Source organism: Lentzea sp. NPDC051208 (genome assembly GCF_040682435.1).
GTDB lineage: Bacteria > Actinomycetota > Actinomycetes > Mycobacteriales > Pseudonocardiaceae > Lentzea > Lentzea kristufekii.
Genome location: NZ_JBFBAW010000001.1, coordinates 547958 through 560268 on the forward strand (window position 1 = coordinate 547958; position 12311 = coordinate 560268).

Sequence of the window (12311 nt, forward strand, 5' to 3'; positions counted from 1 at the left end):
CAACGGGATCCGGCACTGGCGCACCGGACCTCGTGAGCTGACCCCGTCCATCACACCCTGCAACGGGTGTTCCTGCGAAAGCGTGAATGATGAGACTGACATCGAAGTCAGTGGCTCTGATCCCGATCATTGCCACGGTCGCGGCCGCGGCAATCGGCGCCACCCTGATCGCACCTCCCGTCGCGAACGCGGCGACCACCCTCGGCGCGGCGGCCCAGCAAAGCGGCCGTTACTTCGGTACGGCCGTGGCCGCGAACAAGCTCGGGGACTCGACCTACGTCGGGATCCTGAACCGCGAGTTCGACATGGTCACGGCCGAGAACGAGATGAAGATGGACGCCACTGAGCCGAATCAGGGGCAGTTCAGCTACGGCAACGCGGACCGGATCGTGAACCAGGCGCGCAACCAGGGCAAGCGAATCCGCGGGCACGCGCTGGCGTGGCACTCGCAGCAGCCCGGCTGGATGCAGAACATGTCGGGCACGGCGCTGCGCAACGCGATGCTGAACCACGTCACGCAGGTCGCGACCTACTACCGGGGCAAGATCTACGCCTGGGACGTGGTGAACGAGGCCTTCGCCGACGGCAGCAGCGGCGGACGCCGCGACTCCAACCTGCAGCGCACCGGCAACGACTGGATCGAGGCCGCGTTCCGCGCCGCCCGTGCCGCCGACCCCGGCGCGAAGCTCTGCTACAACGACTACAACACCGACGACTGGTCGCACGCCAAGACCCAGGGCGTCTACCGGATGGTGCAGGACTTCAAGTCCCGCGGTGTGCCGATCGACTGCGTCGGCTTCCAGTCCCACTTCAACGCGCAGAGCCCGGTTCCCTCGAACTACCAGACCACCCTGCAGAACTTCGCCAACCTCGGCGTCGACGTGCAGATCACCGAGCTGGACATCGAGGGCTCCGGTAGTTCCCAGGCGTCGAACTACGACCGCGTGACGCGGGCCTGCCTCGCCGTGACGCGGTGCACCGGCATCACCGTGTGGGGCATCCGCGACACCGACTCGTGGCGCGCCTCCGGCACCCCGCTGCTGTTCGACGGCAACGGCAACAAGAAGGCCGCCTACAACTCGGTGCTCGACGCGCTCAACTCGGCTGGTCCCGGCACGACGACGACCACCACCACGACCACGACCACGACGACCACGAGCAACGACCCCGGTCCGGGCGGCTGCACCGCGACGGTGTCGCTGAACCAGTGGAACGGCGGTTTCGTCGCCACGATCAAGGTCACCGCCGGCTCCAGCGCCCTGCGCGGCTGGAGGGTCACCACCACGCTGTCGAACGGCACGGTCACCGGCTCCTGGAGTGCCAACCGAAGCGGCACCAGCGGAGCCATCAACTGGTCCAACGTGGACTACAACGGCAACGTGGCCGCCGGCCAGTCCACCGAGTTCGGCTTCCAGGGCAACGGGAGCGGAGACGGGCTGAACCCGTCCTGCACCGCCAGCTGACTCCCGCACCACACGACCGGCAAGCTCCGGCGGACGGGTCACCGTCCGCCGGAGGGCCCTGCCCTGGGAGACGACAATGGTCAAGACACGAAGGCTTTGGACGAGCATCGCCCTGGTGGTGGGCTCGTTCCTGATGGTGGTGGTCGCGCCGGCGAGGGCGGACAACCCGATCGTGCAGCACATCTACACGGCTGACCCGGCACCGCTGGTCCACAACGGACGGGTCTACCTCTACACCGGCCACGACGAGGACGGCTCGACCTGGTTCACCATGAAGGAGTGGCGGGTCTGGTCCTCGGCCGACATGGTGAACTGGACCGACCACGGCTCTCCCCTGAGCCTCGCCTCGTTCAGCTGGGCGAAACAGGACGCGTGGGCCGGCCAGGCCGTGGAACGCAACGGCAAGTTCTACTGGTACGTCCCCGTCGTCACCAAGACCACCGGACGACCGGCCATCGGTGTGGCCGTCGCCGACAGCCCCACCGGCCCGTTCCGCGACGCCCTCGGCCGCCCATTGGTGGAGAACGGCGAGATCGACCCCACGGTCATGATCGACGATGACGGCCAGGCGTACCTGTACTGGGGCAACCCCAACCTCTCCTACGTCCGCCTCAACGCCGACATGACGTCCTATTCGGGCGGCATCACCAGGATCCCGCTCACCACGGCGGGCTTCGGTACCCGCACCGGCGACCCGAACCGGCCCACCCTCTACGAGGAAGGTCCCTGGGTCTACAAGCGCAACGGCCTGTACTACAACGTCTTCGCGGCCAAGTGCTGCTCGGAGTTCATCGCCTACTCCACCTCCCCCGGCCCGACCGGGCCGTGGACCTACCGCGGCACCGTGATGGCCACGCAGGGCAGCAGCTTCACCAACCACCCCGGCATCATCGACTTCAAGGGCAGCTCGTACTTCTTCTACCACAACGGCGCCCTGCCCGGCGGTGGCGGCTTCACCCGCTCCGTGGCCGTCGAGAAGTTCAGCTACAACGCCGACGGCAGCATCCCGTCCCTCGCCATGACGACGGCGGGACCACCGGCGGCCGACACCCTCAACCCCTACGCACGGCAGGAAGCCGAAACCATCGCGTGGGGCAACGGCATCGAGACCGAGGCCTCCAGCGAGGGCGGCATGAACGTCGGCTACATCAACAACGGTGACAACATCAAGGTGAAGAACGTCGCCTTCGGCAACGGCGCCTCGACGTTCACCGCCCGCGTCGCGTCCACCGTCGCGGGAAGCTCCGTCGAGGTGCGCAGCGGCAGTCCGACCGGCACTCTCGCCGGCCGCTGCACCGTGCCCAACACCGGCGGCTGGCAGGCGTGGACCACCGTCACGTGCCCGGTGAGCGGGCTGAACGGTACGCGCGACCTCTACCTGAGGTTCAGCGGTGGCAGCGGTTATCTGCTCAACATGAACTGGTGGCAGTTCAGCGGGGGGAGCCCATCATGAGCAACTCGAAGTCCCGCGGCCGGACGAGTCTCGACGGCCTCAGCCTCGCCGGCATCGTCGCGGCCGTGCTGATGCTGGTCGCCGCCGTCGCGCTCTCACTCGTGCCCCAGCCGGCGCAGGCCGCGTCCCTGGTGCGGGTCACGAACTTCGGCACCAACCCGACCGGCCTGAACATGTACGTCTACGCCCCCGACCGGCTCGCGGAACGCCCGGCCCTGCTCGTGATGATCCACTACTGCACCGGTTCCGCGAGCGCGGTGCACAACGGCGGCGGACGCGACTACGTCACCGCCGCGGACCGCAACGGGTACGTGATCGTCTATCCCGAGGCCACCAGGGACGGGCACTGCTTCGACGTGTCGACCCAGAACGCGTTGCGACGCAACGGAGGCAGCGACTCCACGGGAATCATGTCGATGGTGTCGTACGCGCGCCAGCGCTACAACGTGGACCCGGAGCGCATCGTCGTCTCGGGCATCTCGTCCGGCGCGATGATGACCAACGTGCTGGCCGCCCAGTACCCGGACGTGTTCAGCGCGGGCGCGGCCTTCGCCGGTGTCCCGGCGGGCTGCTTCGCGACGACGGACGGGTCGATGTGGAACAGCCAGTGCTCGGGCGGCACCCTGCTGAAGACCCCGCAGCAGTGGGGAGACCAGGCCAGGGCGATGTACCCCGGCTACACCGGGCGCTACCCGCGCATGCAGTTGTGGCACGGCACCGCCGACACGACGCTGGCGTACCCGAACTTCGGTGAGGCGCTCGACCAGTGGACGAACGTGCACGGCGTGAGCAGGACGCCGACGACCACCGACCAGCCGCAGCCGAACTGGACGCGCACTCGTTACGGCACCGGCACGCCGGCCGTCGTCGAGGGCATCAGCGCCCAGGGCACCGGGCACGACGTGCCGACCGCGGGGATGGTCGCGCACGCGATCACGTTCCTCGGCCTCGATCGTCCGCCCACGACGACGACAACCACCACGACCACGACCACGACGACCACCACGACACCGCCGCAGGGCTGCTCGGTGAAGGCCGTGGTCAACGCCTGGAACACCGGCCTGACCGAGACGATCACCATCACCAACACGTCCTCGGTACCGGTGAACGGCTGGGAGCTGCAGTTCACGCTGCCCGGCGGGCAGACCGTCACGGGCGGATGGAGCGCGACCTACTCCCCCGCCACCGGCCAGGTGACCGCCCGCAACGTCGGCTACAACGCGCAGATCCAGCCCTCGGCCCAGGTGTCGATCGGCTTCCAGGCCACGCACACGGGCAACAGCGCAGCCGCGGACGGGTTCACGCTCAACGGCGTGCGTTGCGCCGTGAGCTGACCGCGCACACCTCTGGAGGACCGGCATGTCCGAACTGAACCGCCGGCAGCTCATCAAGCTCGGTGCGGGTGTGGCACTGACGCAGGCGGGGTGGACCGCGAGCCCCGCCACCGCGGACGTACGCGCACCGGGCGAGCTCTCGCTGTGGTACGCCGGACCTGCCGGGAACGACTGGCTGCGCGCTCTGCCGATCGGCAACGGGCGGCTCGGCGCGATGGTGTTCGGCAACACCGACACCGAACGCCTGCAGCTCAACGAGGACACGGTGTGGGCGGGCGGTCCGCACGACTACACCAACCCGCGGGGCGCCGGATCGCTCGCCGAGATCCGGCGGCTCGTGTTCGCCGGGCAGTGGACGCAGGCGCAGTCGCTGATCGACCAGACCATGCTCGGCGTTCCCGCCGGGCAGCTGGCCTACCAGCCGGTCGGTGACCTGCGCCTGACGTTCCCCTCCGCGACCGCGTCGTCCTACCAGCGGTCGCTCGACCTCACCACGGCCACGACGGTCGTGACCTACACGGCGAACAACGTCCGCCACCAGCGGGAGGTGTTCGCCAGCGCGCCGGACCAGGTGATCGTGATGCGCCTGACGGCGCAGACGCCCGGCTCGATCTCGTTCACCGCGTCGTTCAGCTCACCGCAGCGCACCACCACGTCCACAGTGGACGGCACGACGATCGGGCTGGACGGGATCTCCGGCACCCAGCGCGGCATCGCGGGCACCGTCCGGTTCCTGGCGCTCGCCAGGGCGGTGGCCGAGGGCGGCACCGTCAGCAGCTCCGGCGGGACGTTGCGCGTCACCGGCGCGAACGCGGTGACGGTGCTGATCTCCATCGGCAGCAGCTACGTCGACTTCCGCACGGTCGACGGCGACTACCAGGGCAGTGCCCGCGCCCGCCTGAACGCGGCGCAGGGCATCGCCTTCGACACGCTGCGGGCCCGGCACGTCGCCGACTACCAGGCCTTGTTCGGGCGCGTGTCGCTCGACCTCGGGCGCACCGCGGCGGCGGACCAGCCGACCGACGTCCGGATCACCCGGCACGCGGGCACGAGCGACCCGCAGTTCGCGGTGCTGCTCTTCCAGTACGGCCGCTACCTGCTGATCTCGTCGTCGCGCCCCGGCACGCAGCCGGCGAACCTCCAGGGCATCTGGAACGACCAGATGGCCCCGTCGTGGGACTCGAAGTACACCATCAACGCGAACCTGCCGATGAACTACTGGCCGGCGGACACCACCAACCTCGGCGAGTGCCTCCAGCCGGTGTTCCGCATGGTCGGCGACCTGACCGTCACCGGTGCCCGCACCGCGCAGCTGCAGTACAACGCCCGCGGCTGGGTCACCCACCACAACACGGACGCCTGGCGCGGTTCCTCGGTCGTCGACTTCGCCGCGGCGGGCATGTGGCAGACCGGCGGGGCGTGGCTGTCGACGCTGATCTGGGACCACTACCTGTTCACCGGTGACCTCGGCTTCCTGCGCGCGTACTACCCGGCGTTGAAGGGTTGCGCGCAGTTCTTCCTGGACACGCTCGTCACCGAGCCGAGCCTCGGCAACCTCGTCACCAACCCGTCGAACTCGCCGGAGCTCAACCACCACACCAACGCCAGCGTCTGCGCCGGGCCGACGATGGACATGCAGATCCTGCGCGACCTGTTCGACGGCTGTGCGGGCGCCTCCGAGGTGCTCGGCGTCGACGCCGACTTCCGCACCCAGGTGCGCACCGCGCGGCAGCGGCTCGCCCCGACGAGGATCGGGTCGCGGGGCAACGTGATGGAGTGGCTGTACGACTGGACCGAGACCGAGCGCAACCACCGGCACGTCTCGCACCTCTACGGCCTGCACCCGAGCAACCAGATCACCAAGCGCGGCACTCCCCAGCTGCACGCCGCGGCGCTGCGCACCCTGGAGCTGCGGGGTGACGCGGGCACCGGGTGGTCGCTGGCCTGGAAGATCAATTTCTGGGCGCGGCTGGAGGAGGGCGCCAGGGCGCACGACCTGCTCCGGTCGCTGGTGACGACCGAACGCCTCGCGCCCAACATGTTCGACCTGCACCCGCCGTTCCAGATCGACGGCAACTTCGGCGCGACCTCCGGTGTCGCGGAGATGCTGCTGCACAGCCACGCCGGGGAGCTGCACGTGCTGCCGGCGCTGCCACCGGCCTGGTCCGCGGGCAGCTTCGCGGGCCTGCGCGGGCGTGGTGGGTACACCGTCGGCGCGATCTGGGGGGCCGACGGTTCCACCACCCTGACCGTGACGCCGGACCGCGACGGCACCGCCCGGATCCGCAACCGGGTCTTCGCCGGCACGTTCGAGCTGCGCGACACGACGAGCGGCGCCGTGATCGAGCCGGCCAAGCCGGAGTCCGACGTCGTCACGTTCTCCGTCCACCGTGGACGCACCTACCGCGTGACCGGTCAGGCCTCCGGTCCCGGCGTGCGGCCCGGCGTCCACTACCGGCTCGTCGCCCGGCACAGCGGGAAGTGCGCCGACGTCAGCGGTGCGTCCACGGCGGCAGGAGCGCTGGTGCAGCAGTGGTCCGCGACCAGCGGGCTGAACCAGCAGTTCGACTTCCTCGACTCCGGCGGCGGCCACTACCGCGTGCGGGTCCGGCACAGCGGCCTGGTGCTCCAGGTCGCGAGCTCCAGCAGTGGCGCCGACATCACCCAGCAGCCTGACTCCGGCGCGACGAGCCAGCAGTGGCGGGTGGTTGACCACGGCGGTGGCGTGATCAGCCTCGTCAACCGCCAGAGCGGGCTCGCCGCAGACGTCTGGGAGGCGTCGGCCGCCGACGGTGCCCGGCTCTCCCAGTGGAGTCCGACCGGCTCCAACAACCAGCGGTTCCAACTCCAGCAAGCCTGACGAGCGAAGGGACGACGATGTTCCACCTGCACAAGGGGTTCTGCCATGGCGCGGCATAGGTCCGTGCTCGCGGCGGCCGTCGCGAGCGCCGTGGTCTTCCTGGGCGCGGCGGGGATCGCGCTGGGCGGCCAGACCGCCGGGGATGTCGGCACGGCGGCGGCGACCGCGGGGTGCGGCAAGCCACCGGCGCTCACGAGCGGCCAGCACACGATCAACAGCGGTGGCCAGAACCGCTCGTTCATCCTGCGGCTGCCGCCCAACTACGACAGCAACCGCCAGTACCGGCTGTTCGTGGGCTTCCACTGGCGGGGCGGCACCGCGAACGACGTCGACTCCGGTGGCACCGACGGCTACAACTGGTCCTACTACGGGCTGCGACGGCTCTCCGACGCGGCGAACAACGGCACGATCTTCGTGGCGCCGCAGGGCAACGGCAACGGCTGGGCCAACCCCGGCGGCCAGGACCTGAGGTTCGTCGACGACCTGGTCAACCGCCTCGACTCGGGGCTGTGCATCGACACGACCCAGCGGTTCGCCGGTGGCTTCAGCTACGGCGGCGGCATGTCGTACGCGGTGGCCTGCGCCCGCGCGAACGTCTTCCGCGCAGTGATCGCCTACTCGGGCGCGCAGCTCAGCGGGTGCGACGGCGGCACCCAGCCGATCGGCTACATGGGCATCCACGGCATCAGCGACAACGTGCTCGGCATCGGCCTGGGCCGCGGGCTGCGCGACACGTTCGTGCGCAACAACGGCTGCACGCCGCAGAACGCTCCCGAACCGCGGGCGGGCAGCCGGACGCACATCGTCACGAACTACAGCGGCTGCCGGGCGGGCTATCCCGTCGTCTGGGCCGCGTTCGACGGCGGCCACACGCCGGGACCGATCGACTCGGGCGGCGACGGCTGGCGGACCTGGACGTCCGGTGAGGTGTGGAAGTTCATCACCCAATTCCCGGGCGGCGGCGGCCCGACGAGCACCACCACGACGACGACCACGACCACGACGCCTCCCGGTGACGCGGCCTGCCGCGTGAGCAACGTGATCAGCGCCTGGAACAACGGCCTGACGTCGAACATCACCATCACGAACACCGGTTCCTCGCCGGTCAGCGGGTGGTCGCTGGTCTTCACCCTGCCCGGCGGGCAGACGATCACGTCCGGCTGGAGCGCCACCTACTCCCCCACGTCCGGGCAGGTGACCGCGAGAAACGTCCAGTACAACGGCGACATCGCGCCGAACGCGTCGATCACCGTCGGTTTCCAGGCCACGCACACCGGCAACGACTCGGCGCCGGCCTCGTACAGCCTCAACGGCAACACGTGCTCAGTCGCCTGACCGCCACCACAGGGAGCGCGAACATGCACCAGCACAAGAAGTGGTGGCTCACCGCGGTGGCCATCGCCGCACTCGTCTTCTCCGGCGCCGGCGCCGGCACCGGTGTCGCCGACCCCGCGGCACCTCTTGCCGCAACGCCGGGCTGCGGCAAGGCACCGACCCTGCGCAGCGGCACGCACACGATCCAGAGCGGAGGCAAGACCAGGTCGTTCGTCCTGAGCGTCCCGGACGACTACGACAACACCCGGCAGCACCGGCTGGTCTTCGGCTTCCACTGGTGGGGCGGCACGATGAACGACGTCGCCTCCGGCGGGAGCGACGGCGACGTCTACGCCCACTACGGCCTGCGGCGGCTGGCGAACAACACGGCGATCTTCGTGGCGCCGCAGGGCATCGGCAACGGCTGGGCCAACTCCGGCGGCGAGGACGTCACGTTCGTCGACGACATGCTCCGCCGGATCGAGAACGACCTCTGCGTCGACACGACGCAGCGCTTCGCTCTCGGCTTCAGCTACGGCGGCGCGATGAGCATCTCGCTCGCGTGCTCGCGGCCGAACGTCTTCCGCGCGATCGCCGCCATCGCGAGCCCCGGCGAGATCAGCGGGTGCGCGGGCGGCACCGCGCCCGTCGCGTTCATGGGGATCCACGGCATCGGCGACAACATCGGCTCCGGCCGCGGCCAGCGGGACAGGTGGGTGCGCAACAACGGCTGCCAGCCCCAGAACGCACCGGAACCGGCGGCAGGCAGCCGCACGCACATCACCACCACCTACGCCGGTTGCCGAGCCGGGTACCCGGTCGTCTGGGCGCCGTTCGACGGAGGCCACCAGCAGGGACCGGTGGACGGGTGCGCGGGCTGCGAGAGCGGAGCGCGCAGCTGGGTGAAGACCGAGGTCTGGAAGTTCTTCACCGGCGGCACCACCCCCACCCCGACGACGTTCCGGCTGCGCGGCGACGCCTCAGGCCGTTGCCTCGACGTCAGCGGAGCCGGCACGGCCAACGGGTCACCGATGGTCGTGTGGGACTGCCACAGCAACGCCAACCAGCAGTTCACCCGCACCGGCCAGACCCTCCAGGTCCTGGGCAAGTGCCTGGACGCTCCGGCCAACGCCGCGGCGGGCACCGCGGTGCGGCTCTGGGACTGCAACGGCGGCGCGAACCAGCAGTGGAACGTCAACGCGGGCGGCACGATCGCCAACGCCCAGACCGGGCTGTGCCTGGACGTCAACGGCGCCGGCACCGCCAACGGCACCGCCGCGATCGTGTGGACCTGCCACGGAGGTGCGAACCAGCGTTGGGCGCAGGTGTAGGCCGGGTTCCCGCGGGTTCGATGGGACTCGCGGGCGGGAGGTCTGCAGGAGGTGCCGCCGGGACGGCCTCATACGGGCGTGTCTGGTCGTGTCAGCGGTGCCGCCGGGGCTTTCGCCCGTGCCCCGTCGAGGACGAGATCGCGGGGCGTTGTTCGGCCGAACGGAGGGCTTTCACCGATCTCGGGTCGGTGGGAGCCCTCTCACCTCGCCTCCAACGAGGCGTGTCCGGTCGCTTCGGCGATACCGCCTCGCGGAACGTCGGCCGTGGAGGCTTCACCGACCTGAAGCCGACTGAAGCCTTTCACCTCGCCGCCGCCAGCCTTTCCGCCAGCACCGCGATCGCGTCCGGCCCGGTCCGGCAGCACCCACCCACCAACCGCGCACCGCCGCCGACCCAGTCCAAGGCCTGCGCGGCGAACCCGCCCCCATCCCCAGACCAGGACCGGGCCACCGCGTCCCACTGCTCACCGCTGTTCGGGTACACCACGACCGGCAGCCCGCTCACCCGCCGGGCCACGGCGACCGCGCCCGCCACGTCCTGCGGCGCGCAGCAGTTCACGCCGACGGCGATGACCTCGTCCACGCCGGCCGCGACCGCGAACGCCTCCTCGAGCGGTTGCCCGGCGCAGGTCCGGTCGCCGCGCACGGTGTAGGAGAGCCAGACCGGCACCCCGCTGCCGCGCACCACCTCCAGCACGGCTTCGGCCTCGTCCACGTCGGGAACCGTCTCGACGGCGAGCACGTCCGGCCCGGCCTCGCAGAGCGTCTCGATGCGAGGACCGTGGAAGCGGACCAGTTCCTGCCGGCTCAGGCCGTAGCGGCCCCGGTACTCCGAGCCGTCCGCGAGCACCGCGCCGTACGGGCCGACCGACGCCGCGACCCAGCGCGGTCCGTCCACTTCGGACGCGGCGGAGCGGGCCAGCTCGGCGCTGGACCGCAGCAGGCGCGCGGTCTCGGACTCGCTGATGCCTCGGCGGGCGAAGCCCTCGAAGCTCGCCTGGTAGCTCGCGGTGATGGCGACCTCGGCGCCCGCCCGGTAGTAGGCGAGGTGCGCGGCGCGCACGGCGTCCGGGTCGGTGAGCAGCAACCGGGCCGACCAGAGCTCGTCGGACAGGTCGTGCCCGGCGAGTTCCAGGGCCGTCGACATCCCGCCGTCGAGCACGACCATCCTGCGTGCCAAAGCCTCTGCCAGTTCCATCCCGGCGAGTCTACGGCCGGGAAAGCGAAGGGGAGGGGTGCGCGACGGCCGCTCCGCCGTGGTGTCGCGCACCCCTCCAGGACGATCTGCGGGGGCCTCCGCGTGTGCGCGCCGCATTTCCGCACGCGCAGAAGCCGTCCCAGCGACCGCCCGTCTTGTGCCGGTCCGCCGGTGGCGGACCGGTCAGCCTGTCGCGCCGCGATGTACGGCGTGATCCGGTGTGCTCGCCCGCCGGGACAGTCTGGGAGGCAACAGCATCAGCGGTGGCGGCTGCTTGCCCTCCAGCTTGGCGACGAGCAGGTCGACCGCGTGCCTGCCGAGTTCCTCCGCGGGCAGGCGCACCGAGGTGAGCAGGGGGGACGTCTGCTCAGCCAGTTCGTCCGGGCAGATCGCGACCACGGCGACGTCACCGGGGACCTGGCGGCCGGCCGCGCGCAGGCACGAGGTGATCCAGCCGAGGGCCGCCTCGTTGTGCACGACCAGCGCGGTCATCGACGGGTGCGCGCGGATCAGCGCCTTGGTCGCCCTGAGCACCGAGTCGTGGTCGCCCTCGACTGCCAGTGCCGTCGCGGCCACTCCCCTGCGCATGGCTGCCGCGCTGAACCCGTTCATGGTCCGGTGGGCGAAGCCGGTGCTGCGGCGGTAGACCGCGCTCGGCGCGCCGAGGAAACCGATGGAACGGTGCCCGAGGTCGGCGAGGTGGTCGACGCACTTCGCGCCCGCCGCCTCGAAGTCCAGGTCCACGCAGGTGAGCCCGCGGGCGGCCGCCGGGTGTCCGATGAGGACGGACGGTTTGGACAGCTGGCGGAGCAACGGCACGCGGTCGTCGTCCATCTCCACGTCCATCACCAGGAAACCGTCGACCTGGGCGCTGTTCGCGGCACGGCGCAGTCCCGCCGCGCCGTCGTCCGCGGTCATCAGCAGGAGGTCCATGTCGTACCTGCGCGCTGTCGTCACCGCCGCCGTGACGAAGCGCATCACCGCCGGCAGGTGTGTGCCCGCCCGCAGCGGCAGCACCAGCCCGATCACGTTCGTCCTGCCGGTGGACAGCGCGCGGTCGGAGGCGTGGGGCTGGTAGCCCAGCTCCCTGATGCTGTCGCGGACTCTCGTCTTCGTGTCCGCGGAGATCGATCTCTTGCCCGTGAGCACGTAGGAGACTGTGCTCGGGGCGACCCCCGCATGCCGCGCGACATCCGCGATGGTGACCACACAGCCTCCTTTCACACTTTCACTCACTGAGTGTGTCGACACCATAGGGAGCACCTTCTGATGACATCAAGAGAGATGTGCGCGTTAACATTGCGCGTCAACGGTGGTCCAGACGAATTCTGCACCGTCTGGAAAGTTGCCGGACAGAA

The 12311-nt window shown here is 70.2% G+C and carries 8 protein-coding genes; 6 read left to right on the plus strand and 2 right to left on the minus strand.

Annotation, left to right across the window (positions count from 1 at the left end):
* Window positions 1–89 precede the first annotated feature (89 nt).
* The 6 genes from AB0M48_RS02315 to AB0M48_RS02340 all read left to right on the plus strand — a co-directional run bounded on the left by AB0M48_RS02315 (window position 90) and on the right by AB0M48_RS02340 (window position 9755).
* On the plus strand, window positions 90–1463 hold the full coding sequence (locus AB0M48_RS02315; RefSeq protein ID WP_363835477.1) for an endo-1,4-beta-xylanase: 1374 nt from the start codon (window positions 90–92) through the stop codon (window positions 1461–1463).
* A gap of 76 nt (window positions 1464–1539) precedes the next feature.
* A complete protein-coding gene (locus AB0M48_RS02320) occupies window positions 1540–2916 on the plus strand; it encodes a glycoside hydrolase family 43 protein (protein WP_363835478.1) in 1377 nt (458 codons plus the stop codon).
* The gene (locus AB0M48_RS02325) at window positions 2913–4250 is read left to right on the plus strand and encodes a PHB depolymerase family esterase (RefSeq protein ID WP_363835479.1); all 1338 of its coding nucleotides are present in this window, start codon (window positions 2913–2915) and stop codon (window positions 4248–4250) included. The genes AB0M48_RS02320 and AB0M48_RS02325 overlap by 4 nt, the downstream gene beginning before the upstream one ends.
* 25 nt (window positions 4251–4275) lie before the next feature.
* Window positions 4276–7110 (plus strand): glycoside hydrolase N-terminal domain-containing protein, encoded by a 2835-nt coding sequence (locus AB0M48_RS02330; RefSeq protein WP_363835480.1) that lies wholly within the window; start codon window positions 4276–4278, stop codon window positions 7108–7110.
* Window positions 7111–7155: 45 nt separating this feature from the next.
* Window positions 7156–8445: a cellulose binding domain-containing protein gene (locus tag AB0M48_RS02335; RefSeq protein ID WP_363835481.1), complete on the plus strand. Its 1290-nt coding sequence runs from the start codon at window positions 7156–7158 to the stop codon at window positions 8443–8445.
* 23 nt (window positions 8446–8468) lie between these two features.
* Window positions 8469–9755, plus strand: coding sequence for a ricin-type beta-trefoil lectin domain protein (locus AB0M48_RS02340; RefSeq protein WP_363835482.1), 1287 nt, complete (start codon window positions 8469–8471; stop codon window positions 9753–9755).
* 301 nt (window positions 9756–10056) lie between these two features.
* On the opposite strand, the gene mmuM is transcribed toward AB0M48_RS02340, so the two are convergent.
* A complete protein-coding gene (gene mmuM / locus AB0M48_RS02345; protein ID WP_363835483.1) occupies window positions 10057–10953 on the minus strand; it encodes a homocysteine S-methyltransferase in 897 nt (298 codons plus the stop codon).
* A 183-nt stretch (window positions 10954–11136) separates the two neighbouring features.
* A complete protein-coding gene (locus AB0M48_RS02350; protein WP_266043960.1) occupies window positions 11137–12162 on the minus strand; it encodes a LacI family DNA-binding transcriptional regulator in 1026 nt (341 codons plus the stop codon).
* Window positions 12163–12311 lie beyond the last annotated feature (149 nt).

Excerpts from the sequence above, each read along its gene's own strand:
- AB0M48_RS02315 (WP_363835477.1), top strand. The coding sequence starts at position 90 with ATGAGACTGACATCGAAGTCAGTGGCTCTGATCCCGATCATTGCCACG.
- AB0M48_RS02330 (WP_363835480.1), top strand. The coding sequence starts at position 4,276 with ATGTCCGAACTGAACCGCCGGCAGCTCATCAAGCTCGGTGCGGGTGTG.
- AB0M48_RS02335 (WP_363835481.1), top strand. The coding sequence starts at position 7,156 with ATGGCGCGGCATAGGTCCGTGCTCGCGGCGGCCGTCGCGAGCGCCGTG.
- mmuM (WP_363835483.1), bottom strand. The coding sequence starts at position 10,953 with ATGGAACTGGCAGAGGCTTTGGCACGCAGGATGGTCGTGCTCGACGGC.
- AB0M48_RS02340 (WP_363835482.1), top strand. The coding sequence starts at position 8,469 with ATGCACCAGCACAAGAAGTGGTGGCTCACCGCGGTGGCCATCGCCGCA.
- AB0M48_RS02325 (WP_363835479.1), top strand. The coding sequence starts at position 2,913 with ATGAGCAACTCGAAGTCCCGCGGCCGGACGAGTCTCGACGGCCTCAGC.
- AB0M48_RS02320 (WP_363835478.1), top strand. The coding sequence starts at position 1,540 with ATGGTCAAGACACGAAGGCTTTGGACGAGCATCGCCCTGGTGGTGGGC.